Below are 25,679 nucleotides of genomic sequence, written 5' to 3' on the forward strand. Positions count from 1 at the left end.
GCGCTCGACAGGGTTATCGTCAACATGACGCAAACAACCCGAGGAGGCGCGTCACCATGGCAACCATCACCAGCTATCCCTTCGTCACCCACCTGCGGACCCCGGCCACGAGCTATGTCCAGCACCTCGCCCACGGCACCCTCAAGCACGAAGGGGTCGGCAGCTCCTTCTGGTTCCGCCGGCTGCCCGCCGTGCTCAGCGAGGTGCCCGTCGACGACCGCGAGCAGGCCGTCCTGGTCAAGGTGCGCGCCAGCGACCTGCAGGAGGTCAACGTGCCCGGCGTCGTCACCTACCGCATCGCCCAGCCGGCGACCGCGGCCGCCCGGGTCGACTTCGGGATCGACGCGAAGGGAGGAGCCTGGCTCGGCCGTCCCCTCGAGGTCGTCGGCGCCACGGTCCACGGAGCTGCCGCCGACGCGATCACAGCCGGGCTCACCGGACGGCCCCTGGCCCAGATCCTCATGAGTGACCCGGCAGACCTGGCCGGACGGGTCATCCAGCGGCTCACCGCCGACCCGCGACTGGCCGACCTCGGCATCGCCGTCGTCGCCGTCCGCTTCGACGTGCTGCGGGCCGACCCGGACGTCGAGCGGGCCCTGCAGCTCCCGTCGCGCGAGCAGATCCAGCAGGAGGCGGACAAGGCGACCTTCGAGCGTCGGGCCGTCGCGGTCGAGCGCGAGGCCGCGATCGGGGAGAACGAGCTGACCAACCAGATCGACCTGGCCCGCCGCGAGGAGGAGCTCATCGCCCAGCGGGGCGCCAACCGGGTGCGCGAGGCACAGGACAGCGCCGCCGCCGACCGGGTCACGGTCGCTGCCGAGGGTGAGCGCACCGTCTCGCTCGCGAGGGCCAGCGCCGAGGCGACCGAGGCCATGGGGGCCGCAGAGGCCCAGGCCGAGCGGGCCCGTCTGGCAGCCCAGTCGGAGGTGGCGCCGCAGGTGCTCATGGCCCTGGCGCTGCGCGAGCTGGCGGGCAACCTGCCCGACATCGACCAGCTCGTCCTGACGCCCGACGTCGTGAGCAGCGTGCTGGGTCGGCTGGCCGTCGGCCAGCCTCCGGCCACGACGACGGCGCGAGAGGAGCTCTGAGCGATGGGCACCCCACGGGTCGTCGTCGCCCACCGGGCGAGCGAGTACACCGAGCTGATCGCCCGGCACGGCACTCGGGGCCAGGTCGGATTCGTCCTCGAGACACGGGGGCGGGCGCTCGCCGAGGTGGACGCCGGCCACGAGGCGCTCGAGGTCGCGCTCGCCACGGTGGGCGCGGCGATCCCTGCCGACTGGCGCCGGGCCACGGTGGAGCGGGCCGAGCTGGCCCGCTTCGTCTTCGAGCCGGGCGACGTCGTCGTCGCCGTCGGCCCGGACGGGCTGGTCGCCAACGTCGCCAAGTACCTGCGCGGCCAGCCGGTGATCGGTGTCGACCCACGGGCGGGGGTCAACGCCGGGGTCCTCGTGACCCACGCCGCGTCTGCCGTGGCAGGGCTCCTGCCGCTCGTGGCGAAGGGGGGAGCCCGCACCCTCGATCGCACCATGGTCGAGGCCGTCGCCGACGACGGCCAGCGCCTGCTGGCGCTCAACGAGGTCTTCGTCGGGCAGGCTGGGCACCAGTCGGCGCGCTACTCGCTGCAGGTCGGTGGCCGGGTCGAGCGGCAGTCCTCGTCGGGCGTGATCGTCGGGACCGGCACCGGGTCGACGGGGTGGTGCGCCTCGCTGCAGCGCATCCAGGCGCCGGACCTGTCGCTGCCGGAGCCGACCTCGCCCCGGTTGTCGTGGTTCGTCCGCGAGCCCTGGCCCTCGCCGAGCACGGGTGCCGACCTCGTCGCCGGGGCGATGGCCGCGCAGGAGGAGCTCGCCATCGACGTCGAGTCGGAGGGCCTGGTGGTCTTCGGCGACGGCATGGAGCAGGACCGGCTGACCCTGGGCTGGGGGCAGCGGGTCGTGGTGCGTCGGGCGCCCGAGGTGCTGCGTACCGTGGTCGCATGAGCGAATTCGTCGTGCGGGTCGAGACCGAGTTGGAGCCGCAGGTCGCGTGGGCGCGGCTGTGGGACCTCGAGCGCCACACCGCCGTGATCCCCCTGACGACGGTCGCGCTCGACCCCCCGGCCCTCGCGCTGGGTGAGGGCGTCGGCTTCACCGGCCGCACCGCCCTCGGGCCGCTCGGCTTCGACGACACGATGCGGGTGTTGGTCTGGGAGCCGCCGAGCGCGAGTGGGGGCCGTGCCGTCGTGACCAAGACCGGAGCCCTCATCGCCGGCCGGATCGAGGCCACCTTCGCCCCCTCCAGAGGGGGCAAGACGCAGATCACCTGGCGCCAGGACGTGGCGCTGCCGTGGCTCCCTTCGCGTCTGTCGTGGGCGGAGGGGCTCGCCGCCCGCGCCGCCGCGCCCGGATATCGCCGGGTGCTGCGCACTTTGCTGGACTGACTCCCGGCGGAGTGGCAGCGTCGTGGGCATGGGCATGACACTGCGGATCGAGATCTTCCCGGCCGACATCGAGGCCTCGCTGGCGTTCTACACGGCATTGGGCTTCGAGGTCGTCGGACGCAAGGAGGGCCCGCCCTACGCCTCGATCGTCAGGGACGAGGTGCGCATCGGGATGGTGCAGTCGCACGCCCAGCCGAGCGAGCACCGAGCGGTCCCGACCGGCACCGAGATCGTCCTCGGCGTCGACGACGTGCGCGCCGAGAGGGACCGCCTCGTGGCAGCCGGCATCGAGCTCGCCGAGGACCTGCAGGACCGGGAGTGGGGGCTGACCGACTTCCGCGTGCACGACCCCGACGGGTACTACCTGCGGATCACTGACCGGCGATGAGTCAGGAGCGTCGCTTGGTCCGCGCGGTCGCCGGGGCGCTCCACGGGTCCTCGGGCCACGGGTGCCGCGGGTAGCGACCGCGCATCTCGGCGCGCACCTGCGTGTAGGGGCCGGACCAGAAGGACGCGAGGTCGTCGGTCACCGCCAGCGGCCGCCGCGCCGGCGACAGCAGGTGGAAGAGCACGGGGACCCGACCGTCGACGAGCCGCGGGGTCGCGGCCAGGCCGAAGCACTCCTGCAGCTTGACCGCGAGCACCGGTGCGGCAGAAGGCTCGTCGTGCGGCGGCCAGGTGATCGTGATGCGTGACCCGCTGGGGACGGGCAGGCGCTCGGGTGCCAGCTCGTCGAGCCGGGTCGCCTCGGGCCACGGCAGCAGACGACGAAGGGGGTCGGTCAGGTCGACCCTCCCGACCGGCGTCCCTGTCGCGATGCGCCGCAGCTCCGGGCCGAGCCACTCGTCGAGGCGGACGGCCAGCGCCTCGTCGGAGACGTCGGGCCACGGTGTGCCGAGGTGGTGGTGCAGTGCCGCCAGGCGTCGGCGGAGCCCGTCGGCGGCGGGCGACCACGACAGCAGGCCGAGGCCCTGGGTCTTGAGGGCGCGGCGCACGGCCCCGGCACCGGTCGCCGCATCGGCGCGGACCGGGGTCGAGCTCAGCTCGATGGCACCGATGGCGTCGACCTCGCGGGCGGTGACCCTCCCGTCGCCCAGGTCGGCGCGGACCTCTCGCACCCGCAGGCCGGCGCCGGCGGTCTCGGCCTCCTCGCGGGCGAGGCCGGCGGCCAGCCGGATGACCGCACCGGTCCCGGCCGCAACCCGACCGTCGGCGCGGGCGACGTCGGCGACGACGACCCACTCGTGGTGGCGAAGGGGGCTGCCCGCCGGCAGCGCGGCCCGCGTCCCCGAGGCGAGGAGGTAGGTGGGTCCGTCGCCCACCCGACGGGCGATGCGCCCGGGATGGGCCAGGGCCGCGACGAGGCCGGTCGCGCCCGGACGAGCCCGCATGTCCTTGAGGTCGTGCGCATGTGTACGCATCTCCTTGAGGTCGTGCGCATGGGTGCGCATTTCCTTGAGGTCGTGCGCATGTGTGCGCATTTCCTTGAGGTCGTGCGCGTCGCTCTCCGAGACCGACGGGAGCAACCGCACCAGCCGGTCGACCTCGCGGCGCCACCGGGCGGACTCACCGGCGCGCCCGGAGCGCAGGTCCGCCATGAGCCGGTCGAGATCGCCGTCGTCGCTGCGCAGATCCCCGGCCAGGGCCGCGACCACCTCGGCCGCGGCCTGCGACCCGACGAGACGCGACCCGTCGAGCAGCGCTCGCGCCAGGCGAGGGTCGGCGGGAACCCGCGCCGCGGCCTCGCCGTCCGGGGTGATCCGGCCGGCGTCGTCGAGCAGCCCGAGCGCCTGCAGCCCGGCCTCGGCCGCCGCGATGGCGGTGGGCGGGGGAGGGGTGAGCAGCGGGAGGCCCTCACCCCGCGGCGATCCCCACGCCGCGAGCGTCAGCGCCGTCTCGGTGAGGTCGGCCGTCGTGATCTGCGGGGTGACGTGCTCGGGCGCTCGCGACCACGCCGCCTCCTCGACGAGGCGCACGGCCCGCCCCGGGCCGAGGCGGGCGGCGCGGCCGGCTCGCTGCGTCATCGAGGCGCGTGAGGCCTGCACGGTGACCAGGCCCGACATGTCGCGTGCGGCGTCGCGGCGAGGCTCGCGCGAGAGGCAGGCGTCGACGACCAGCCGCACGCCGGGGACGGTGAGCGAGGACTCGGCGAGGTCGGTGGAGACGATGATTCGTGACGAATCACCACGGCCCTCACCGGTCGCGCGGTCCTGCTCGCGCGGAGCGAGGCGGCCGTGCAGCGGCAGGACCTCGGCGCCCGGGACGAGGCCGCGGACCTGCTCGACGACCCGGTCGACCTCGCGGGCGCCGGGGACGAAGACGAGCGTGTCACTCCCTTCGTCATGGTGGTGCGCGGTGGTCCTCGCGACGTGGTCGAGGAACTCGCGGGTCACACCGCGCGCGTCGGTCCGCGGGCCGGGGGCGGGTGCCCAGAGGGTCTCGAGCGGGTGCAGCGCGCCCTCGCTGTCGACGACGGGGGCGTCGCCGAGCAGGCGGGCGATCGCCGGGGCGTCGAGGGTCGCCGACATGGCGACGAGCGGCAGGTCGCGCAGCTGGCGCACCTCGGCGAGCATCCCGAGGAGGAGGTCGGAGTCGAGCCCGCGCTCGTGGACCTCGTCGAGGACGACGGCCGCGGTCCCGCTGAGCTCGGGGTCGGCGAGGAGGCGGCGCACGAGCACGCCGGGAGTCACGAACTCGACCCGGGTGCCGGGCTGCACGTGGCGCTCGCCGCGGACGGTGTACCCGGCGAGCTCACCCAGCGGGGTGCCGGTGAGCTGCGCGAGGCGGCGGGCGGCGGCGCGGACCGTGACCCGGCGCGGCCCGGTCACGACCACCCGACCGTCGACGTGGCTGGCGACGAGCGGTGGCGCCAGGGTCGTCTTGCCCGAGCCCGGCGGTGCCTGGACGACGGCGACCCCGTGGGCGGTCAGGGCGGCCGTGAGCTCCGGCAGCGCGTCGGCGAAGGGGAGGCCGGCGCCGATCCTCGCGAGGTCCCAGATCATCGACGCTCCAGGACGAAGAGCCGCGTCGTCGTGTCGTCTTCGCGGCGCTCGGTCGTCAGGGTCGTGAGCACGGTGGTCTCCTGTGCATCAGCTGGTCGGCGGGCCGGGCCGGCGTGGACCACGGGCGGGGCGACGGGCGAGCTGTCGGACGAAGGCCCGTCGGGTCGGGCTGAGGCGGGTCGTCATGGAGCGAAGGGGGTGGGCCAGGCCGGCGCCGACGAGCACGCCGAGGGCGATGGACGCGACGATGACGAGCACCTCGACGGCCGCGAGCACGCCGGCCGTCGGCGAGGACTCGATCTGGGCGACGGACACCAGGCCGAGGGACCCGGGCACGAGCAGCCAGAAGCTCGGCAGGAAGGCCACGACGCGCGGCACCTGGGGCCGGACGAACTCGATGAGCGTCGCGGTGAGGCTCGCGGCGCAGGCCCCGACGAAGGCACCGACCCAGGGGCCTTCGCCGGCGAGGTTGCCGATCGACTGGGCGACGAAGGTCGCGAGGACCGTGACGAGCAGCGCGGGCACGAGGGAGGGCGGCACCGACTCGAGGAGGGTGATGCCCACCGCGATGAGGACGAGGCCGACGAGGGCCACCCACCAGCCCAGGCCCTCGGGTCGGGCGCCGTCGAGGCTCGACAGCGGGACGCCGAGCACGGCCACCGCGGCGCCGACGCCGAGTGCCGCCAGCAGCATCTGGGTGCCGCCGTAGGCCAGCCGCCCGGTGCCCGCCATCATCGCGCCGGCCGACAGCTCGGTGAGCCCGGTGACGATGAGCGAGCCCGGCAGCAGCACGGCGATGGGCGGCACGAGGGTCCACAGCGGGGCGTCGACGAGCCCGCGCTCGGCGAGGGCGAAGGCGGCGGCCGACGAGGTGAAGGCAGCGAGGAAGGGCAGCAACGGCCCGACGAAGAGGGTCCGGCCGCCGAGCAGGACGAGCCCGGCGACGACCTGGCTGATGACGGCGGCGAAGACGATGGAGGACCACGCGGGGGCAAGCACCAGCGCGATGCCGACCGCCACGAGGAAGGACCCGAGAGGCACCCCGTAGGCGGGGTAACGGTGCGGGCGCTGGCGCAGGACGGACAGCCGCTGGAGGGCCTCGGCGGCAGGGAGGGTCCCGGCCGTCAGCGCGGCGTGCACTGCCGTCACCTCGGCGAGCTGGTCCAGCCGCACGCCGCCGTCGACCGCCTCGAAGGTGGCCGGCTCACCGCTCGCGAGCGTCACCCACAGGCCCGTCGGCGAGGCGGCGACCTCGATGCCGTCATGGCCCAGGGCCGCGGCGGCCTCCCGCACGTCCTCCTCGACCTCGTGCACCGGCATGCCTCCCGCGAGCAGCCCGGAGCCCATCCAGGCGAGCAGGCGTCGAGTCTGCTGGGCCTCGTCCGGCTGGGGCGGGGTCGGGGGCGTCGGCACGACGTCGATCCTCCCACCCGGTGCGCGACCGCTCGTCTGCATTGCCCTAGGGCAGTGCGAGCTTGGTGGCGATGCGCTGGACCGTCAGCCAGGTGCGGGTGGTGATGTCCTTGCCGTGGGTGCGCTCGAGCCACCGCATGAAGTCCGGGGTCTTGCCCGGTTCGCTGTTGTCGATGACCGCGAGGAAGGCTCGGGCCGGCTCGTCGAAGCGGACCAGGCGCATCCGCGGGTCGGGGTCTGCGGGCAGGTCGGCCGGCTGCCCGGCGCCGTCCTTGAGGAAGGTCGCGACGAGGTAGCTGCCGCGGCCGTGCGTCAGCCCGGGGAAGGGGTCGCTGTCGATGAGTGCCTGCAGCTCGCCGAGCTCACGGATGATCGTGCCGCCACCGATGCCGAGGTCAGCGACCAGCGCCTCCTGGATGGTCCGCTCGAGCCGCGGCACATCGGTCTGCTCGCTGCGGAAGAGGATGTTGCCGCTCGCCAGGACCGACTCCACCCGCTCGTGGCCGAGCCCCTCGATCACCCCGCGCAGCTGGACATTGCTGTTGTTGGGCAGGGCCGGGGCGATCCCGCGCAGGAGCGCGACGTAGCGGTTCACGGCCGCAGGTGGGACGCGCCGTTGAGGTCGAGCGTCGCCCCGGAGGCCCAGACCGCCTCGGGGGAGGCGAGCCACAGCACCGCCGAGGCCACCTCCTCGGGACGACCGACCCGACCGAAGGGGGAGCCCGCCCGGATCTCGTCGCCGGCCGGGGAGGCGAGCTTGTCGGCGACCCGCTCGGTCTCGATGAACCCGGGAGCGACGGTCGCCACGGCGATGCCGTGAGGGGCCAGCGCGACAGCGAGGGATGCGTCCATGGCGTGCAGCGCCGCCTTGCTCGCGGCATAGGCCGGGAAGTCCGGCTCGCCCTTGTGCACCCCGCGGGTCCCGATGCTGATGACCCGGCCCGGCAGCCCGAGCTCGACCAGTCGGCGGGTCATCGCATGGGTGACCAGCGACGGCCCGAGGGTGTTGACCCGCAGGTACGTCTCCCAATGGCGTTGCCACGTCGCGGAGTCCGTGGTGGCCGGAGGATGGGCCAGCGCGGTGCTCGTGGCGATGCCGGCGTTGTTGACGAGCACGGTGACGGGCTCGCCGAGCGCCTCCTCCGCGTCCGACGGCAACCGCGCCGCCTGGTCCGCGTCGCCGAGGTCGGCGACGACGAGGGCGTGGCCGGTCCCCGGGAGGGCAGCGAGCGTGCCCCTCCCCTTCGAGGCTCCTCCGTCGCTCCTCAGGACACCGCCTTCGTCCACCGCGGAGCGCACGTGGACCGCCACGCGATCGCCCTGCTGCGCGAAGGCCATGGCGACGGCGCGGCCGATGCCGCGCGCGGCGCCGGTGACGAGGACGGCGCGGGGGCCGGGTGCGGGAGCCATGACCCCAGTCTGCTCGCTCGCGATTGCCTCTGCGGGCCGCGGGTATGGAGAGGGACCCGAGCGAGAGGAGTGGGTCATGCGTGACCGGACGGACGAGGGCCGCGACGGCGGGCAGGTCTCCGAGACCAACAACCTGCGCGAGAGCGACCAGGACGAGGCCTACCAGCAGAGCGAGGGCGTCCCGCCCGGTGATGTGGCCGACCAGGAGGACCAGAGCGTCGCCGAGGCCAGGATCTCGCCGGAGGAGGGCGACGTCGAGGAGTCCGTCGAGCACAGCCTCGGCGAGGAGTCGCCGTGAGCGCCCCGCTGCCCAGGGCCCGCGGCCCGCTCAGCGAGCTCGTCCTGGCGATGCTGCGCGGCGAGGCGCACTCGCTCGCACCCCTGCGCACCGGCGACGACGTGATCCTGGACGAGGACGCCCAGCTGGCGCTGTGGCTGCTGCTCGAGCTGCACCACCGCGGGCTCCGAGGGGTCGACCCGGAGCTCGAGTGGGACCCGCAGGTCATCCGGGTGCGGCGTGAGCTCGAGGAGGCGCACCTCGCGGCGCTCCGCGAGCTGGTCCGTGACCGGCTGGCGCTCGTCGACCCGGACGAGGACCTGGCCCGGCAGATCGCCACGCTGCTCGCGCAGGACGACGGCCCGTCGGTCGCGGACTTCCTGGCTCGCCGGGCCGACGAGGAGCAGTTCCGCGACTTCCTGCGCCAGCGCAGCATCTACCACCTCAAGGAGTCAGATCCGCAGGCCTTCGTCGTACCGCGGCTCGACGGGCCGGCCAAGGTGGCGCTCGCCGAGCTCCAGTACGACGAGTTCGGGGCTGGCCGCCCTGCCGGGCTGCACTCGCTGCTCTTCGCGCAGGCCCTGCAGGCCTGCGGCCTGGACCCGTCCTACGGGGCCCATCTCGATCAGGCCCGGGCGAGCACCCTCGCGGTGAGCACGACGATGTCGATCTTCGGGCTGCATCGTCGCTGGCGGGGCGCGGCGATGGGCCACCTCGCTGCCTTCGAGTCGACGAGCTCGGTGCCCTGCCGGCGGATCGCCGCCGGCGCGCGCCGGCTCGGGCTGCCCGACGCCGTCGCCGCCTACTACGACGAGCACGTCGAGGCGGACGCGGTGCACGAGCAGCTGGCGGTGCACGGAATCTGCGTCCCGATGGTCGCGGCCGAGCCCGAGCTGCGCGCGGACGTCCTGCTGGGCGTCGCCGCCTGCCTCGAGCTCGACGCGCTCGCCGGTCGGGAGCAGCTGGACCTCTGGCAGGCCGGCGCGGCCGAGCAGGTGCCGGCATGAGACCTCCCGCGCGGCCCGAGGTGTCCGTGCAGCTGTGCCCGGGTGGTCCCGTGCTCGTCCGGGGTGCCGACGTCGTGCGCGACGCGGGCGGGGCGGAGCACGAGGTCACCAGGCCGGTCGTGGCCGTCTGCGCCTGCGGCATGAGCGGGCGGGCCCCGTGGTGCGACGGCACCCACAAGGTCGTCGCGGCGAAGGGAGCGGGCTGATGGCGCGCTCCGTGTTCACCTTCGCCGGCCTGCACCTCGAGACCGACGACCGGCTCCTGACGCCGAGGGCGTGGACGCAGGAGCAGTCCGCGTGGGCCGCCGACCTGCTGCCGCAGCTGCCGGAGGGCCCGGTGCTCGAGCTGTGCGCGGGGGCGGGACACATCGGTCTCGCCGCCCTGCGCCAGAGCGGGCGTCGGCTCGTCGCCGTCGACCGCGAGACGGTGGCCGCGGACATGATCCGCGACAACGCGGAGCGGCTCGGCATGGCGTCTCGCGTCGAGGTCCGATGCGGGGAGCTCTCCCGGGTGGTGGACCAGGACGAGTGCTTCGCCCTGGTCATCGCCGACCCGCCGTGGGTGCCCACGTCCGGCATCGGCCGGTTCCCCGAGGACCCGCGCGGCGCGATCGACGGCGGGGACGACGGGCTCACCGTCGCCCGGCAGTGCGTCGAGGTCATCGCGCAGCATCTCCTGCCGTGGGGTGCCGCGCTGCTGCAGCTGGGCACGCTCGAGCAGGTGGGCGCACTGGACCTGCCGGCAGGTCTGGTCGTGGTCGAGGTGCGGGAGTACCCACGTGGCGTGCTGGCGCGACTGGTGCCGGCCGGTGCTGATCAGGTCAGCTGCGCGGCAGGACCATCGCGATGACGTCGGGGGAGTCGTCGTGCAGCCAGCTGGGGCGGGTCGTCCCGACCTCGAGCCACCCGGTGCGCCGGTAGAGGCCGGCCGCCCCGCCGGTCGGGACGACGTCGAGGCACGGTGCCAGGTCGCGGTTCTCGAGGTCGTCGAGGGCAGCGCGCATGAGGGCGGCGCCGACACCCTGGCCGCGCACGTGCGTCGCGGTGAAGTACACCCCGACCTCACCGAGCCGCTCCGCCGGCAGGCCGTGGCCGGCCGCCCACAGTCGAGCCAGCTCCGGCTCGCGGCTCACCGCGGGGTCGAGCACCGGCAGGGTGGCGACGTGCCCGACCGGCACGCCGTCGAGCTCGGCCGTCCACGTGGCGAGCGCCCCGGCACGCGCGACGAAGTCCTCCGGCGCCATGGGCAGCGGGTCACGGTGCGGGTAGCCGGACTGGCTCTGCTGCTCGACGAGGGCACGGCCCAGGGCCGGTAGGTCGGTGTCGACACGGGGACGGATGGTGAGACTCACCCGCTCATCATCGCCGACGGCGGGTCCTGACCGGGCGGGCCCGGTGGACGCCCCACCAGAGCGTGAGCTCGTGCGCTGAGCGGGCGCGCGACCGGACGTCAGCGGCGCAGCACCTCGGCGGCCATCGCCAGTCCGGCCTCGCGCTCGGGCTGGATGATCCGGGCGACTCCCAGCCGGGTGAGCGCCTCGACGTGCTGGCGCGAGCCCGCCTTGGCCCACACCTCGCGCACCTGGAGCTCGGCGAGGGCCGTGGCGATCATCAGGGAGGGGGCGACGCTCGTCATGCCGAGCACGACCAGCGTGTCGGGCCGGATGTCGAGCTGGCGCAGGGTCTCCTCGTCGTGGGCCTCGGCGACCGCGAGGTGCTCGATGTCCTCGGCGAGCGAGCTCACCACGGCCTCGTCGGCGTCGACGCCGAGCACGCGTCGCCCCTCCTCGACCAGGCGCAGGGCGAGGGTCGAGCCGAACCGGCCCAGCCCGATGACGGCGACGTCGTACCTAGCCAACGAGGACCCTCTCCTCCGGGACCTCGTAGCGTCGAGGTCGGTTGCGCAGCGCCAGGGCGGCGCCCAGCGTGATCGGCCCGATGCGGCCGAGGAACATCATGACGACGAGGATGACCTGCCCCGCAGCGGGGATGTCCGCGGTGATCCCCGTCGACATGCCGACGGTGGCGAAGGCCGAGATCACCTCGAAGAGCACGACGTCGAGGCGGAAGGGGGTGAGTACCATGAGTGCGCCCGTCGCCGCCACGACCATGCCGGTCGCCAGCAGCGCGACGGTGAGGGCCTGGCGCATGTTGGCAGGGGAGAGGCGTCGGTTGAGGACCCGGACGGTGGGTTCACCGCGCAGCTCGGCCCAGATGACGAAGCCCAGGATGGCGAAGGTCGCCACCTTGACGCCGCCAGCGGTGCCTGCGCTGCCGCCACCGATGAACATCAGGCCGTCGAGCAGCAGCAGGCTCTCCTGGCGGAGGGCGCCGATGTCGACGCTGTTGAAGCCCGCGGTGCGGGCGACGACCGACTGGAAGGTCGCCGCGAGGATCTTGCCACCCGTCCCCATCGGCCCGAGCGTGCTCTTGTTGTCCCACTCGAAGGCGGCGAAGAGCACGGTGCCGGCGACCCAGAGGACGACCGAGCCCCAGATGGTGATGGTCGCGTGGACCGTCCAGCGGGCGTAGGGGCGGCGCCAGTGCCGCAGCAGCTCCCACCAGACGGGGAAACCGAGGCCGCCGATCATGACCGACAGCATGAGGGGCACGGACATCCACGGGTCCTCGGCCCACTGCACCGCGCTGTCGGGCAGCAGCCCGAAGCCGGCGTTGTTGAAGGCCGAGATCGCGTGGAAGACGCCCGAGTAGACGGCCGACCCCCAGTCGGAGTGGTAGGCCACCCGCAGCCGCACGATGAGGACGAGGGCCATGACAAGCTCGACGGCCAGGGTGAAGCGCACGACGCCGAGGAGCACCTGGCCCGGGGTGCGGTCGGCGATCGAGCGGGCCTCCGCGCCCGTCAGCACCTCGGCCGAGGCGGTGAGCCGGCGTCCGACGAGCATCACGAGGAGCGTCGCGACCGACATGATCCCGAGGCCGCCGACCTGGATCAGCCCGAGGATGACCAGCTCGCCGAAGGTCGACCAGTGGCCACCCGTGTCGACGGTGACCAGGCCGGTGACGCAGGTGGCGGAGGTCGCGGTGAAGAGCGCGGTGAGCGGGTCGGTTGCCTCGCGCGACTGCGAGGCGAAGGGAGTCATCAGCACCAGCGTGCCCAGCAGGATGGTGCTGGCGAACCCGAGCATGACCGTCCGTGACGGGTTTGCCACGAGGCGGTTGAGGAGGTGCGCGCTCGCCGAGTCCTGACCCACGGGGTGGGACGCTACTCCGATCTCGGCCCGTCGGCCTGGCCGCGACCAGGCGGGCGAAGGGAGGGTCGTCAGTCGTCGAGCAGGCCCGCCGCCCGGGCGGGCTCGGCGTAGGCCAGGGCGAGGGACTGCACCGTCTCGTGAGCGTTGAGTCCGCTGGGGTTGGGGACGACCCACAGCCGGGCCCCCTCGAAGCCTTCGGCCTGCTCGCCGACCCGCGCCGAGCGCGCACCGAAGGCGCTCCGGTAGGCGGTGATCCCTGCCACGGCCACCACCGTCGGTCGGGCCCCGCGCACGGTGGCCCGCAGACGCTCGCCGCCCTCGCGCAGCTCCGCGGGCGTCAGCTCGTCGGCGCGGGCCGTCGCCCGCCGCACGATGTTGGTGACGCCGATGCCCCGGGCCCGCAGGTCGGACCGGTCCTCGTCGGTCATGCCCGCCGACGGGTCGATCCGCCGCTCGATGATCCCCGCCCGGAGCAGGGCGGGGTAGAAGCGGTTGCCGGGGTGGGCGAAGTGGGTCTGGGTCGCGGCGGTCCACAGCCCGGGGTTGATGCCGACGAAGAGCAGCCGCAGGACCTGCCCCCGCTCAGGGAGCAGGTCCGGCACCTCGGCGTCCCGGAAGGACTCGAGCTCGGCGCGGGTGGGTGTGCTTCGGGTGTCCGCCATGGCCACACGCTACGACGCCGGCGGGTCCACATCGCCAGGTCAGAGGTCGCGGTGACGTCGGCGGATCCGCCGCAGCAGCCGCCGCTGGAGCTCGAGCTCGCGCGCGATGAGCACCCCGTAGCCGAGGGTGTCCTCTCCCTTCGCCCGGGCCTGCTCGGCGCTGCGCAGCAGACGGTCCGTGAGGAGCACGGAGTCCCGGTGCTTGCCGAGGGCGGTCTGGAGCCGCTCCACGTCGCGCAGCGCGGCACCCACTGAGTGACCGAGCGGCAGGCCGGTGGCGTCCTCGACGGCCGCCACGGCGTAGCGCACCCGCTTGGCCTCCTTGCGCAGCTCGTGCAGCCGCAGGACCCGGCCCTCCGCCCCCCGGCGCCCGAGGAGGTCAGCGACGTCGTCGCGCACGTCGCGCATCCGCTCCAGGGCGAAGGGGGTCAACGTCGCCGCCGCGTCCGCGTGATCCGCCGAGGTGAGCCCCCGGGCCAGGGGAGGGTGCTGGGCATACCGGGCCACCCGGTCGAGGTCCTCGGCGTGGTCAGGTGTCGCGAGGTGACGGAGGAGCTCGGTGCGGGCCTTGGCGTGCCTGCGCCCGGCGGTGCGGCGCAGCCGCGCGACCACCGGGGTGCTGACGAGCTCGGCGGCGGGGGCCGGCAGGGCGTCGAGTCGCTGCTCCAGCAGCTCGCGCAGCACCTCGGCATCCCGCGTGACCGACAGGTGCCGACCGAGCTCGCGGAGGGTGTCGGCCACCTCCCGGCGAGGCGCCTCCGCGAGCAGCGGGGCGTAGACCTGGAGCACCGAGCGCAGCCGCCGGGCGGACACGCGCATCTGGTGGACGGAGTCGGGGGCGTCCTCGCGCACCAACGCGTCCCGGGCGCGGAGGGAGTCAGCCTCCGCCCCGGTCGTCCGCGCCAACGCGGAGCCGAGGTCCATGACCATCACCTCACCGTAGACGCGGCGACCCGTCAGGGCGAGGGGTGGCCGAGGGTGATCGGGCCCGGCGACGAGCTCCCCCTCGGAGCTGGCGCGTACACCCGAGGCGGCCGCGGCGATGTGGGTCGACAGCGTGGACCTCGTCGGGTCATGAGTGTCGTGAGGCCGACGCCGCCGGTCGCCGTCGGCACACTCACGACGGAGCCCTCGCCCACGTCATGCATCTTCTGGTGAGATGGATCCATGGCCAAGCAGCATCGCAACCGCAAGCAGCGCGGTCCGCACCGCACCGCAACCCGGCCCAGTCGCGGGCAGTCATCGCCTCGACGGGAGCCCGCGGAGCTCGGGCCGCTCATCGGTCCCTTGCGTCAGGGGCTCCGGGCAGCCGATCCGACGGCGTTCTGGGTCACCGCCGCCCCCATCGTGACCGTGCTGGAGGAGCCCGGCGAGCTGAGCGCCCAGTTGCCCGACGGTGTCGATCTGCTGCAGAGCTTCATCGACGTCGACGTCGCCGAGACGACCGCGCTCCTCCACATGGTTGCAGCGATGAGCCGGGACGATCTGTTGCGTGGCCGCTCCCGGCGCGCCCTCACGTCCCGGCGCCAGCCCATCCCACCGGAGGTCACCGGGCTGAGCCAGGCGAGGGTCACGGGGACTCAGGTGTTCGGCGATGGGGGCGGTGACAACCATCTGGTGGAGCTGACCCTGCCGGGCGGCGTGCGGGCGACCCTGCTTGCCTATGTCGCCAGATTCCCCCACCTGTACCTCAAGGACGCCTTCGTCATGGGTGAGCGGCTGGACCAGGTGCAGGAGCGCTACACGCAGATCCTGGCGGTCGAGGGGTATGACTTCGCCGACGCTGTACGGACGCTCGATCCGGCGCAGACGCGCGCGTCCCTGGAGCACGCTCTCGCCGGCATCCGTCCCGACGTGGCCAAGAAGCCGGAGGAAGGCGACCAGTGGCCGATGCTGCGGCCCTTCGTCGAGTTCGTGCTGTCGCTGCTGCCCGAGGGCGGCGAAGGGTATGACCAGCGCGGGTGGCTCGTCGGCCAGGGCCCGGGGGCACTGCGTGCGGGCGGCCTCGGGGGCTTCGGGGCCGACTGGGACGACTGGGACGACGACGATTCGATTCCATGGGATGAGGCCGCTGAGTTCGCACTCGACGACGAGTTCGACTGGGGCGAGGATCCGCCGTGGATCGATGAGGACGGCACGGATCTGGCGGAGCTCTTCCTGTCGTCACCGCAGGCAGCCGACCTCGAGCAGGGCTCCCGGGCCGCCATGCTGGTGCGCTACCTCATGGTCCTCTCCGCGGATCTCACCGACGATCCCTTGGTCTGGGATCCTGACGTGGTGCGAGGGGTGCTCGAAGACGTCCTACCGACGGACCCGCTCATCCCGCCGGAGATGGTGGACGAGGTCACCGTGGTGCTTCCGGCGCTGGTGGCTTGGGCGCACCACATCACCGAGGTCGATCCGGACCTGACGGAGGCCGTCAGGTTGATGATGACGCCCCTGTTGACCGAGCTGCCGAGCCGGCGGTCCGATCCCCTGGCGCGCGTGATGCGGTCGGAGGCGCTGGTCGATATCGCGCTGAGCAGCGGCGACGCCGGCGTGTTTGAGCTGGCCCTGCTCGCCCAGCGCGTCGGCGGGAACACGGAGCTGCAGGACCTGGACTCGGAGCCGCTCCCGCTCGAGCAGCTCGATCTCGATGCGGCCCCGGACGATGTGATCGAGCAGATGCAGGAGATCGATGCCGCCCTCGTCGCGGGTCTCGAGCGAGTGGGAGGCGGACAGCTGGATCTGGGCGATGCCGTCCTGGACGTCGAGTTCCGCACCGCGTGCCGCCGGTTCCTGACGCAGGTCGCCACCAGGGATGCGAGTGCACTGCGGCGTCGCGCGAGCGCCCGGACCACTGCTGTGGCCGTCGCGTGGATCGTCGGTCGCGGCAATGAGCTGGTCGGCCACCTCCCAGCGCCGGTGCGCACGGGCGAGTTGTTGCGCGCCTTCGGCGTCAAGAGCACACCCAGCTCCCGGGCCGGGACCCTGATGCGGGCTGCGGTGCTCCCGCAAGACCATCTGGGCGTCTCTCTTGGTAGCCCCGATCTGCTGGTGGGATCCGCTCGAGCGGCGATCATGGGGCACAGGGACCGTCTGCTGGAGGACCAGCCGGACGCGTAGCGGGTCATGGCTGATGACGTACACATTGACGGTGGCCGGGCTGGTCCCAGTCGACGCCGCCGTTGCGTGCGCGTGGCCCTGCGTGGTTACGAGGCAGACTGTGCCGATGCGACGATTCGAAGAGCTGGCCTGGAGCGAGACCCCACGAGGTGAGATCAGCCTGCGCCGCAGGGTCGAGCCGACGCTCGAGGTCGACGTCTACGAGGTCAAGCTCGGCGACGAGTTCCTCATGTCGAGCCTCTTCACCGTGGCCGAGATCGAGCTGGCGCGCCTCGGCCTGGCGCAGGCGAAGGGGGAGTCCCTCGACGTCGTCGTCGGCGGCCTCGGGCTCGGGTGCACCGCGCGTGCCGCGCTCGAGGACGGCCGGGTGCGCTCGATGATCGTCGTCGACGCCATGCCCGAGGTCATCGACTGGCACGAGCGAGAGCTGCTGCCGGACGCCCCGGCCGTGGTGCGGGACGAGCGCACGCGGCTGCTCCTGGCGAACTTCTTCGAGCTCGCGGGCTCGTCCGAGGGCTTCGACCCGCAGGCTCCGGGCCGCACCTTCGACGCGGTGCTGCTCGACATCGACCACACGCCGCACCACCTGCTGCACCCCGACCACGCCCCCTTCTACTCCGTGGACGGGCTGCGGCGGCTCAAGGCGCACCTGCGCACCGACGGCGTCTTCGCGCTGTGGTCCGACGACCCGCCGGACGAGGACTTCATGACCCTGCTGCGGCAGGTCTTCGGCCAGGTGGACGCGCACGTGGTGACCTTCGCCAACTTCCTCACCGGCGGTGAGTCGAGCAACACCGTCTACGTCTCGGTCTGATGGTCGCGGTGCGTCAGGCGGTCTTCGAGGACGCCGAGGCCCTTGCCCGGATCGACCTGGTGACGTGGACGAGCGAGACCTCTCCGGTGCCCGCGCCTCAGGTCGACACCTACGACTTCTTCGACGAGCGCACCTCTCCCGCAGACGTACTCGTCGCAGAGGTGGGCGGGACCGTCGTCGGCTACGTCAAGCTGCGCAGCGTCCTGCATCCTCCGTCGCGGTCGCACGTCATGGAGATCAACGGCCTGGCCGTCGACCCCTCCCACCAGCGCGAAGGGGTGGCCCCCCACCTCGTCGAGGCGGCCGTGGAGGAGTCCGCGCGCCGAGGGGCACTCAAGGTCTCGCTGCGCGTCCTCGGGCCCAATGCCCGGGCGCGGCGCCTGTACGAGAGGTGCGGCTTCGTCGTCGAGGGTGTCCTGCGTGGGGAGTTCGTGCTCGACGGCCGCCCCGTGGACGACGTCTTCATGGCGCGGCGGCTCGACGACGGTGACCGCGACATCTGGGGCATCACCACGCACGACTGGTCCGTGGATGTCGACGTCGAGCACCTGGCCAAGGCGCGGCAGGCGGCAGAGTCGCTCGGTGATGCGATGGCCCTGCACCTCGTGCTGGAGGTGCTCGCCTACGCGGACGACGAGGCGGAGGCCGCCGGGCGTCGCGGGTGCGTGCGCGTGGTCGTGCGCGGTGACGAGATCCAGGTGGCCGACGACGGTCGTGGGACGGACACCCGGCGCGACGCCGAGGGCAGGGTCGTGCGCAAGCCGATCATGGCCACCCGGGACGTGCGGTTCTTCGACGAGGAGGATCCCGTGCTCCTGCCGGACGGGCTGCCTCGGCGAGGGATGAGCACCGTGTCGGCGGCGAGCCCCTCCCTCCTGCACGACAACTGGCGAACCTCTGGGGCTTGGTCCCAGGAGTACAGATTCGGAACCCCGCAGGCGGAGCTGCGGGAGCTCCCTCCGACCGGCCGCACCGGGACCACCGTCACCGTGCGGCTCCCTTCGCCGGTCGACCTTGATCTGACGCAGCTGGCGGTTCTCGTCAGAGGCTTCGCCCACGTGGACGTCGAGGTGAGTGGCGGGCGTGGCGCTGACGGCGCACCCCCCACTCCTGATCGGCGGTAGGGGTACCGGCCCGCAGCGTCGGCCTGGTGCTGGATCAGTGGCGGACAGCCACCGTCAGCAGCACGGCGGAGTCCTCGATCGCCTCGAGAGCATGCCGAGCGTCGGGGATCGGCATCAGGTCGCCGAGCGTGCCCGTCGACCTGCTGTCGCCTGCGACCAGCGCAACGTGACCGTGCAGGACCTGGAGTGTCGCCTCGCCCGGGCTCTCGTGCTCGTCCAGGGTCGATCCGGCGCGGAGCGCGATGAGCGTCTGGCGAAGGCTGCGCTCGTGCCCCCCGTAGATCGTGTGGGCGCTGCGGCCGCTCGATGCGGTCGACGCGATCTCCAGGTGCTCCTGCACCAGTGCGGTCAGGGACTCTTTGTTCATGGGTTCCTCTTCCTGCGTGGGTATGTCCTCGATGCGCACACGTCAGCCCACCCGGTCCCAGCCACGCCGTGGCCGGTGGCTGCCGAGCCGGCTGTCATCCCGACTGCGGTAGACGATGTACGGACGGGTGAGGTAGCCGAGCGGTGCGCTGAAGACGTGGACCAGTCGGGTGAAGGGCCACAGCGCAAACAGCCCGAAGGCGACCAGGGCGTGCAGCTGGAACCCGAGCGGTGCGTCGCCCATGAGTGCTGCATCGGGCTGGAAGGCCAGGAAGGATCGGTACCAGACGGACACCCCTTCGCGATAGTTGTACTCGCCGCCGATCGTCAGGATCGACCCGGCGATGGTGTTCCACATGCCCAGCACGATCACGACGGCGAGGAAGGCGTACATCACCTTGTCCATCACCGTGGTCGCCGAGAAGACCGGGCCGACGGTGCGTCGTCGGTAGATCAGGATGAGCATGCCGACCACCGTCGCCACTCCGGCCAGGAGGCCGCCCCCGACGGCCACCACGTGGTACGCGCGGTAGCTGATGCCGAGCCAGTCCGTCCAGGACTGCGGCACGAGCAGGCCGATGATGTGGCCAGCAACGACTCCGAGCATCCCGAAGTGGAACAACGGACTCCCGATCCGCAGCAGGCGGTTCTCGTAGAGCTGGGACGACCTGGTGGTCCACCCGAACTTGTCGTATCGGTAGCGCCACACGTGGCCGACCACGAAGGTCGCCAGGCAGAGATACGGGACGATGACGAAGAGGAACTCGTTCATGTGCGGGCTCCTGGGAACGATGGCATGGGCAGCTGGATGGGTGATGGGGCGGTGGCCGCGCCCGGGCTGAACTGCGGGCTGGCGAAGGGGGCGAGCCCGACCTCTTCCTCGGGTGGCCCCTCGGCCGCGAGACGCCGGACTGCGTCCCGCTCCTCGCCGCGAAGCGGCGGCAAGGTCGCAGTCACCGCGTCGAGCAGACTCGCCCAGGGCGAAGACAGGTCCCTCAGCGAGATGCGCAGGAGCTCCAGTCCCGCTCGATGGTCGAGCATGAGGTCGCGGCCGAGGCCCTGGTCGACGGTGGCGGCGAACTCGAGCACCACGCAGAGGTGGTCGGGCAGCTCTGCGTCGTCGAGCTCGAAGCCGGCACCCAGGAAGATCTGCTTGAAGCGCAGCAACGCCATCCCTCGCTTGCGGGTGTCCCCGTGGGCGAAGTAGGTCAGGAAGAGGTTGCACCGTCGTCTGGTGTCAAAGGTCTCGACGTAGTCGGCCTGAAGCTCGGGGAGCGGCGTGGCCTCGAGATGGTCGAGGTAGGCGCGGATGGAGTCACCGATGGTGAGGGGCACACCGTGGGACGCCGCCCTGAGCACGTCTGCTCGATCGAGCAGGTCCTGGTCCGGGTAGTCCAGGAGGAGCGAGACCGACTGCCACACGATGGTGAGCTGGTCGGGGGGCAGAGAGGGGCCCGTGCGTCGTGTGCTCATGTGTCGGAGCCCTTCGGGGGGAACATCCCAGGAGGTGATCCCTTGCCATCCCAGTTGAGGAGGTTGACGCGGCTGCGCTTGTTCTCGGGACCGGAGAGGGAGTCGGATGTCTGCCGGTCCTGCAGCATCTCGAAGTTCTCGACCGCGATCGGTGTCGGCGTGCCGGAGCCTTCTCCGAAGAGGTCGTGCTGCCCACCGCCGTACTCGGAGACGGAGCACTCCGTGGACAGCTCTTCCAGGGAGTGGGCCTGCTCGGCGTGCGCGGACGGGATGACGTAACGCTCGTCGTACTTCGCGATCGCGAGGAGACGGTACATGTCGTACATCTCCTCCTCGCCCATCCCGACGGCGGCAGGGATCGAGGCGTCGGGATCGCGTCCCATGTTGATGTCGCGCATGTAGCTGCGCATCGCTGCGAGCTTCTTGAGCACGGCGTCGACGGGTGCGACGTCGCCGGCGGTGAAGAGCTCGGCGAGGTACTCGACGGGGATCCGCAGGGCGTCGATCGCGGCGAAGAGGTTGCCCTTGTCCTCGGCGTCCTCCCCGGTCTCGGCGACGACGTCCACGACCGGTGAGAGCGGCGGGATGTACCAGACCATGGGCATGGTGCGGTACTCCGGGTGCAGTGGTAGCGCGACCTTGAAGGTGTTGATCAGCGCGTAGATGGGGGAGCGCTGGGCAGCGTCGATCCAGTCACGGGCGATGCCCGCAGCCTCGGCCTCGCGGATCACCTCCGGGTCGAAGGGGTCGAGGAAGACGTCGCGCTGGGCCTCGTAGAGGCCCGTGTCGTCGGTCGTCGAGGCCGCTGCGAGGACCTTGTCGGCGTCGTAGAGCATCAGGCCGATGTAGCGCAGTCTGCCCACGCAGGTCTCTGCGCAGACCGTGGGGAGACCGACCTCGATGCGTGGGAAGCAGAATGTGCACTTCTCGGCCTTGCCCGTGCGGTGGTTGAAGTAGACCTTCTTGTAGGGGCAGCCCGAGACGCACTTGCGCCAGCCACGGCACTTGTCCTGGTCGACCAGGACGATGCCGTCCTCCTCGCGCTTGTAGATCGCGCCGCTGGGGCACGATGCCGCGCACGAGGGGTTCAGGCAGTGCTCACAGATCCGCGGCAGGTAGAACATGAAGGTCTGCTCGAACTCGAACTTCACCTTGTCGGCGATCTTCTTGAGCATGGGATCGCGATGCGCCGTGGCGGTGGAGCCACCGAGGTCGTCGTCCCAGTTCGCGGACCACTCGATCTTCATGTTCTTGCCGCTGATCAACGACTTGGGCCGCGCCACCGGGGTGTGCTCCTGGGCCGGCGCGTCCGTCAGGGTGGAGTAGTCGTAGGTCCACGGCTCGTAGTACTCGTCGATGGAGGGCAGCTTGGGGTTGGAGAAGATCGTCATCAGGTTCTTCAGACGTCCGCCGGCCTTGAGCTTCAGGCGGCCGTTCTTGGCGATGTCCCACCCGCCCTTCCACTTGTCCTGGTCCTCGTAGGTGCGCGGGTAGCCGAGCCCCGGACGGGTCTCGACGTTGTTGAACCAGATGTACTCGGTGCCCGAGCGGTTGGTCCACGCCTGCTTGCAGGTGACCGAGCACGTGTGGCACCCGATGCACTTGTCGAGGTTCATGACCATCGCCATCTGTGCCATGACCTTCATCAGTACGTCACGTCCTGACTGCGCTTGCGGATGATCGTGACCTCGTCACGTTGGTTACCGGTGGGGCCGAGATAGTTGAAGGCGAAGGTCAGCTGGGCATAGCCCCCGATCAGGTGGGACGGCTTCACGAGCAGCCGCGTCAGGGAGTTGTGGATGCCGCCGCGCTTGCCTGACGTCTCGGCGAGCGGTACGTCGATCAGCCGGTCCTGTGCGTGGTACATGTACACCGTTCCTTCGGGCATGCGGTGGGAGACGATCGCCCTGGCCACGACGACGCCGTTGCGGTTGACCGCCTCGATCCAGTCGTTGTCCTTGATGCCGACCTTGGCGGCGTCCCGGTCGCTCATCCAGATGTTCTGGCCACCGCGTGACAGCGAGAGCATGAAGAGGTTGTCCTGGTACTCCGAGTGGATCGACCACTTGTTGTGCGGCGTCAGGTAGCGCACGGTCAGCCCCTCGACCTGTCCGGCCGAACCGTCGGACACGGTGCCCAGGGCGGGCTCGGCGAACAGCGCCGCCATGTTCAACGGGGGTCGGTAGACAGGCAGGCCTTCGCCGAGCTCGGTCATCCAGTCGTGGTCCAGGTAGAAGTGCATCCGCCCGGTCAGGGTGTGCCAAGGCTTCTTGCGCTCGACGTTGATGGTGAAGGGGGAGTATCGCCGCCCGCCCGTCTCCGAGCCCGACCACTCCGGTGAGGTGATGACGGGGACAGGGGGCCCCTGGGTGTCGGCGAAGGTGATCTGCTTGCCCTCGTGCTCCTCGGCCAGGTCGGCGAGTTGTACGCCGGTGCGCTTCTCAAGGGTCTTGAACCCCTGGGTCGCCAGGTGCCCGTTGGTGGTCCCGGACAAGGCGAGGATCGCCTCGCAGACGTTGACGTCCTTCTTCAGGGACGGTCGGCCGTCGGCCACGCCGCCGCGTACGGCACCGTTCTTGGCCCGGAGGTACTCGACCTGCTCGCCCAGCTCGAAGGTGACTCCCTTGGTGGTGGCGCCGAGGGAGTCCACCAGCGGACCGAGCGCGTTCATCTTCTCGGCGACGGCGCCGTAGTCCCTCTCGACCTCGACCAGCTTGGGCATGGTGACCCCGGGGATGGGCTCGCACTCACCCTTCTTCCAGTCGCGGACGACGCCGTGCGGGTTGGCCATCGCATCCGGGGTGTCGTGGGTGAGCGGCACCGCCACCACGTCCTTGCGGACACCGAGGTGGGTGGCGGCGAGCTCGCTGAAGGTCTCGGCGATCGTCTGCCAGGCATCCCAGTCGGTGCGGGTCTGCCACGGCGGTGCGATGGCGGGGTTGAAGGAGTGCACGAAGGGATGCATGTCGGTGGTGTTGAGGTCGTGCTTCTCGTACCAGGTCGCTGCGGGGAGGACGACGTCGGAGAAGATCGTCGTGCTCGTCTGGCGGAAGTCGATCGTCATCAGCAGGTCGAGCTTGCCCTCGGGTGCCTCGTCGCGCCAGGTCACGTCGACTGGTCGCTGCCCCTCGGGTGTCTCGGTCGCTCGGACGGAGGAGTCGGTGCCGAGCAGGTGCTTGAGGAAGTACTCGTTGCCCTTGCCGGACGAGCCGAGCAGGTTGGCTCGCCAGATCGACAGGATCCTCGGATAGTTCTTCGGTGCGTCCGGGTCCTCTCCGGCGAAGTCCAGATCGCCGGACTTGAGCTGGTCGACGACGTACTCGCCGATCGGTGTGCCCGCAGCCGCAGCGTCGTCGCTGAGGTCGAGCGGGTTGCGGTCGAAGGTGGGGTAGGACGGCATCCAGCCCATCCGGGCGCTCTGGGCCAGGACGTCAGCGGTGGACTTGCCTGCGAGCTGCCCCTTGCCGGTCGTGGCGGAAAGAGTGTCGGCACCGAACTGGTCGTAGCGGAACTGGTTGGTGTGCAGGTACCAGTACGCGGTCTGGATCATGTTGCGCGGCGGGCGGTTCCAGTCGAGAGCGTTGGCGATCTGGGTGTAGCCGGTGATCGGACGGACCTTCTCCTGACCGACGTAGTGGGCCCAGCCACCACCGTTGACGCCCTGGCAGCCGGTGAGGTTCGTGAGGGTGAGGAACGCCCGATAGATCGTGTCGGAGTGGAACCAGTGGTTGGTGCCCGCGCCCATGACGATCATCGAACGCCCCTTGGACTCCTCGGCGTTCTGGGCGAACTCGCGACCGATCCGGGCGGCGGTGGCAGCCGGGACACCGGTGATGGCCTCCTGCCACGCCGGGGTGTAGGGCGACTCTGCGTCGTCGTAACCCTCGTTGTCGCCGGTCGGCCACAGCCCGGGCAACGGCTCTCCCCGGTGCGCTCGGCCGACGCCGTACTGCGCCATGAGCAGATCGAAGACCGTGGTGACGAGGTGCCCGTCCACGCGGCGGACGGGGACCCCTCGGGGTAGGTCGGTGGACGCTCCGTCAGGAGTGTCGAAACGCGGCATGCGCACGATGACTGATTCGGTCGCCGTCTCGAGAAGGGAGAGGAGCGGGTCGACCTCTCCGAGGTCAAGGTTCCAGCTGCCCACCCCGGTCTCCCCGTAGCGGTGACCCAGCGACCCGTTGGGCACCACGGCCTCGTCGGTCTTCGAGTCGATGAGAACCGTCTTGAACTCGGCGTTCTCGTCACCGACGTGTCCGGTCAGGTCCGAGGCAGTGAGGAACTTGCCCGCGACGTACTCGCCGTCGCCGGCCTCCTCCAGGCGGACCAGGTGCGGGAGGTCCGTGTAGGTCTTGACGTACTCCGTGAAGTAGGGCGTGTCCTTGTCGACGAAGAACTCCTTGAGCACGACGTGCCCCATCGCCATGGCCAGGGCGGCGTCGGTGCCGGGCTTGGCCGGTAGCCATTCGTCCGCGAACTTGACGTTGTCTGCGTAGTCCGGCGCCACGGCGACGACCTTCTGGCCGCGGTAGCGGGCCTCGACCATCCAGTGCGCGTCAGGGGTCCGGGTGACCGGGAGGTTGGACCCCCACATGATGAGATAGCCGGCGTTCCACCAGTCACCGGACTCGGGGACGTCGGTCTGGTCGCCGAAGACCTGCGGGGATGCGACGGGCAGGTCTGCGTACCAGTCGTAGAAGCTCAGCATGGAGCCACCGATGAGGTTCACGAACCGGGCGCCGGAGGCGTGGGAGACCATCGACATCGCGGGGATGGGCGAGAAGCCGGCGACCCGGTCCGGTCCGTACTTCTTGATGGTGTGGACGTGCGCCGCGGCGATGATCTCGCTGGCCTCTTCCCATGTCGCCCGGACCAGACCGCCCTTGCCCCGCGCGGACTTGTACGCCTTGGCCCGCGCCGGGTTCTCGACGATGTGCTCCCACGCCCGGACCGGATCGCCGTCGTGCTGTGCCTTCGCCTCACGGAACATCTGGAGCAGGACACCACGCACGTAGGGGTAGCGAATTCGCGTGGGAGAGTAGGTGTACCAGGAGAATGCTGCGCCACGGGGGCAACCTCGCGGCTCGTACTCGGGCGAGTCCGGACCGACGGAGGGGTAGTCGGTCTGCTGGGTCTCCCACGTGATGATCCCGTCCTTGACGTAGACCTTCCACGAGCAGGAGCCGGTGCAGTTCACGCCGTGCGTGGACCGCACGACCTTGTCGTGGCTCCAGCGATCGCGGTAGAAGTCGTCTGCCTCTCGTCCTCCCACCTGAGAGATCGACCGGAGGTCGTCGGAGACGACCCCACGGGTGAAGAACCTCCTGCTGCGGACGAGGGCCTCGACGAGAGAGCCGTCCATTCCAGGGGTGGGCGTGGAGTTCTTCAT

The 25,679-nt window shown here is 71.5% G+C and carries 25 protein-coding genes; 11 read left to right on the top strand and 14 right to left on the bottom strand.

What is annotated here, in order from left to right:
• Nucleotides 1–56: 56 nt before the first annotated feature.
• Genes EXU32_RS00205 through EXU32_RS00220 form a run of 4 tightly spaced genes read left to right on the top strand, consistent with a single transcriptional unit; the run spans nucleotide 57 to nucleotide 2,810 of the window.
• Nucleotides 57–1,088, top strand: coding sequence for an SPFH domain-containing protein (locus EXU32_RS00205; RefSeq protein WP_130628085.1), 1,032 nt, complete (start codon nucleotides 57–59; stop codon nucleotides 1,086–1,088).
• Between the two features lie 3 nt (nucleotides 1,089–1,091).
• Nucleotides 1,092–1,982: an NAD(+)/NADH kinase gene (locus tag EXU32_RS00210; RefSeq protein ID WP_130628086.1), complete on the top strand. Its 891-nt coding sequence runs from the start codon at nucleotides 1,092–1,094 to the stop codon at nucleotides 1,980–1,982.
• Entirely contained in the window at nucleotides 1,979–2,422 is a 444-nt protein-coding gene (locus EXU32_RS00215; protein WP_130628087.1) for an SRPBCC family protein, read from the top strand. The genes EXU32_RS00210 and EXU32_RS00215 overlap by 4 nt, the downstream gene beginning before the upstream one ends.
• Before the next feature lie 28 nt (nucleotides 2,423–2,450).
• On the top strand, nucleotides 2,451–2,810 hold the full coding sequence (locus EXU32_RS00220; RefSeq protein WP_130628088.1) for a VOC family protein: 360 nt from the start codon (nucleotides 2,451–2,453) through the stop codon (nucleotides 2,808–2,810).
• A 1-nt stretch (nucleotide 2,811) separates the two neighbouring features.
• Here EXU32_RS00220 and hrpB read toward each other — a convergent pair whose 3' ends face one another.
• The 4 genes from hrpB to EXU32_RS00240 all read right to left on the bottom strand — a co-directional run bounded on the left by hrpB (nucleotide 2,812) and on the right by EXU32_RS00240 (nucleotide 8,247).
• Nucleotides 2,812–5,424 carry an ATP-dependent helicase HrpB gene (gene hrpB, locus EXU32_RS00225; RefSeq protein ID WP_130628089.1) on the bottom strand — a complete coding sequence of 871 codons (2,613 nt, stop codon included), beginning with the start codon at nucleotides 5,422–5,424 and terminating at the stop codon, nucleotides 2,812–2,814.
• An 87-nt stretch (nucleotides 5,425–5,511) separates the two neighbouring features.
• The gene (locus EXU32_RS00230; protein WP_165399521.1) at nucleotides 5,512–6,837 is read right to left on the bottom strand and encodes a threonine/serine ThrE exporter family protein; all 1,326 of its coding nucleotides are present in this window, start codon (nucleotides 6,835–6,837) and stop codon (nucleotides 5,512–5,514) included.
• Nucleotides 6,838–6,883: 46 nt separating this feature from the next.
• Nucleotides 6,884–7,432: a DUF1697 domain-containing protein gene (locus EXU32_RS00235; protein ID WP_130628091.1), complete on the bottom strand. Its 549-nt coding sequence runs from the start codon at nucleotides 7,430–7,432 to the stop codon at nucleotides 6,884–6,886.
• Entirely contained in the window at nucleotides 7,429–8,247 is an 819-nt protein-coding gene (locus EXU32_RS00240) for an SDR family NAD(P)-dependent oxidoreductase (RefSeq protein ID WP_130628092.1), read from the bottom strand. The genes EXU32_RS00235 and EXU32_RS00240 overlap by 4 nt, the downstream gene beginning before the upstream one ends.
• A gap of 76 nt (nucleotides 8,248–8,323) precedes the next feature.
• On the opposite strand from EXU32_RS00240, the gene EXU32_RS00245 reads away from it, so the two are divergent.
• Genes EXU32_RS00245 through EXU32_RS00260 form a run of 4 tightly spaced genes read left to right on the top strand, consistent with a single transcriptional unit; the run spans nucleotide 8,324 to nucleotide 10,381 of the window.
• Entirely contained in the window at nucleotides 8,324–8,545 is a 222-nt protein-coding gene (locus tag EXU32_RS00245; RefSeq protein WP_130628093.1) for a hypothetical protein, read from the top strand.
• Nucleotides 8,542–9,531 (top strand): iron-containing redox enzyme family protein, encoded by a 990-nt coding sequence (locus EXU32_RS00250; protein WP_130628094.1) that lies wholly within the window; start codon nucleotides 8,542–8,544, stop codon nucleotides 9,529–9,531. Before EXU32_RS00245 ends, EXU32_RS00250 begins: the two co-directional genes overlap by 4 nt.
• Nucleotides 9,528–9,737, top strand: a complete 210-nt coding sequence (locus EXU32_RS00255) for a CDGSH iron-sulfur domain-containing protein (RefSeq protein WP_130628095.1) — start codon at nucleotides 9,528–9,530, stop codon at nucleotides 9,735–9,737. Before EXU32_RS00250 ends, EXU32_RS00255 begins: the two co-directional genes overlap by 4 nt.
• Complete coding sequence (locus EXU32_RS00260) at nucleotides 9,737–10,381, top strand: RsmD family RNA methyltransferase (RefSeq protein ID WP_130628096.1); 645 nt, start codon at nucleotides 9,737–9,739, stop codon at nucleotides 10,379–10,381. The genes EXU32_RS00255 and EXU32_RS00260 overlap by 1 nt, the downstream gene beginning before the upstream one ends.
• Here EXU32_RS00260 and EXU32_RS00265 read toward each other — a convergent pair.
• The 5 genes from EXU32_RS00265 to EXU32_RS00285 form a co-directional block, all read right to left on the bottom strand.
• A complete protein-coding gene (locus tag EXU32_RS00265) occupies nucleotides 10,353–10,883 on the bottom strand; it encodes a GNAT family N-acetyltransferase (protein ID WP_130628097.1) in 531 nt (176 codons plus the stop codon). The two genes, EXU32_RS00260 and EXU32_RS00265, sit on opposite strands and share 29 nt — an antisense overlap.
• Before the next feature lie 98 nt (nucleotides 10,884–10,981).
• A complete protein-coding gene (locus EXU32_RS00270) occupies nucleotides 10,982–11,389 on the bottom strand; it encodes a potassium channel family protein (protein ID WP_130628098.1) in 408 nt (135 codons plus the stop codon).
• Entirely contained in the window at nucleotides 11,382–12,746 is a 1,365-nt protein-coding gene (locus EXU32_RS00275; RefSeq protein ID WP_207233850.1) for a TrkH family potassium uptake protein, read from the bottom strand. Before EXU32_RS00275 ends, EXU32_RS00270 begins: the two co-directional genes overlap by 8 nt.
• Nucleotides 12,747–12,814: 68 nt before the next feature.
• The gene (locus EXU32_RS00280) at nucleotides 12,815–13,408 is read right to left on the bottom strand and encodes a mismatch-specific DNA-glycosylase (protein ID WP_130628099.1); all 594 of its coding nucleotides are present in this window, start codon (nucleotides 13,406–13,408) and stop codon (nucleotides 12,815–12,817) included.
• 39 nt (nucleotides 13,409–13,447) lie between these two features.
• Nucleotides 13,448–14,332 (bottom strand): CHAD domain-containing protein, encoded by an 885-nt coding sequence (locus EXU32_RS00285; RefSeq protein ID WP_165399522.1) that lies wholly within the window; start codon nucleotides 14,330–14,332, stop codon nucleotides 13,448–13,450.
• 243 nt (nucleotides 14,333–14,575) lie between these two features.
• Here EXU32_RS00285 and EXU32_RS00290 point away from each other — a divergent pair, with 243 nt between their 5' ends.
• From EXU32_RS00290 to EXU32_RS17365, 3 genes are all read left to right on the top strand, one after another.
• The gene (locus EXU32_RS00290; RefSeq protein WP_130628101.1) at nucleotides 14,576–16,513 is read left to right on the top strand and encodes a hypothetical protein; all 1,938 of its coding nucleotides are present in this window, start codon (nucleotides 14,576–14,578) and stop codon (nucleotides 16,511–16,513) included.
• Nucleotides 16,514–16,619: 106 nt separating this feature from the next.
• Nucleotides 16,620–17,327, top strand: coding sequence for a spermidine synthase (locus tag EXU32_RS00295; RefSeq protein WP_130628102.1), 708 nt, complete (start codon nucleotides 16,620–16,622; stop codon nucleotides 17,325–17,327).
• The gene (locus EXU32_RS17365; protein ID WP_242612839.1) at nucleotides 17,327–18,451 is read left to right on the top strand and encodes a GNAT family N-acetyltransferase; all 1,125 of its coding nucleotides are present in this window, start codon (nucleotides 17,327–17,329) and stop codon (nucleotides 18,449–18,451) included. The genes EXU32_RS00295 and EXU32_RS17365 overlap by 1 nt, the downstream gene beginning before the upstream one ends.
• Nucleotides 18,452–18,485: 34 nt before the next feature.
• Here EXU32_RS17365 and EXU32_RS00305 read toward each other — a convergent pair whose 3' ends face one another.
• Genes EXU32_RS00305 through EXU32_RS00325 form a run of 5 tightly spaced genes read right to left on the bottom strand, consistent with a single transcriptional unit; the run spans nucleotide 18,486 to nucleotide 25,679 of the window.
• Nucleotides 18,486–18,818, bottom strand: a complete 333-nt coding sequence (locus tag EXU32_RS00305) for a LuxR family transcriptional regulator (RefSeq protein ID WP_130628103.1) — start codon at nucleotides 18,816–18,818, stop codon at nucleotides 18,486–18,488.
• Between the two features lie 42 nt (nucleotides 18,819–18,860).
• Nucleotides 18,861–19,589, bottom strand: a complete 729-nt coding sequence (gene narI, locus EXU32_RS00310; protein WP_130628104.1) for a respiratory nitrate reductase subunit gamma — start codon at nucleotides 19,587–19,589, stop codon at nucleotides 18,861–18,863.
• Nucleotides 19,586–20,290: a nitrate reductase molybdenum cofactor assembly chaperone gene (narJ, locus tag EXU32_RS00315; protein WP_130628105.1), complete on the bottom strand. Its 705-nt coding sequence runs from the start codon at nucleotides 20,288–20,290 to the stop codon at nucleotides 19,586–19,588. Before narJ ends, narI begins: the two co-directional genes overlap by 4 nt.
• Entirely contained in the window at nucleotides 20,287–21,936 is a 1,650-nt protein-coding gene (narH, locus tag EXU32_RS00320) for a nitrate reductase subunit beta (protein WP_130628106.1), read from the bottom strand. Before narH ends, narJ begins: the two co-directional genes overlap by 4 nt.
• The gene (locus tag EXU32_RS00325; RefSeq protein ID WP_130628107.1) at nucleotides 21,936–25,679 is read right to left on the bottom strand and encodes a nitrate reductase subunit alpha; all 3,744 of its coding nucleotides are present in this window, start codon (nucleotides 25,677–25,679) and stop codon (nucleotides 21,936–21,938) included. The genes narH and EXU32_RS00325 overlap by 1 nt, the downstream gene beginning before the upstream one ends.

The organism is Janibacter limosus (assembly GCF_004295485.1).
Classification (GTDB): Bacteria; Actinomycetota; Actinomycetes; order Actinomycetales; family Dermatophilaceae; genus Janibacter; species Janibacter limosus_A.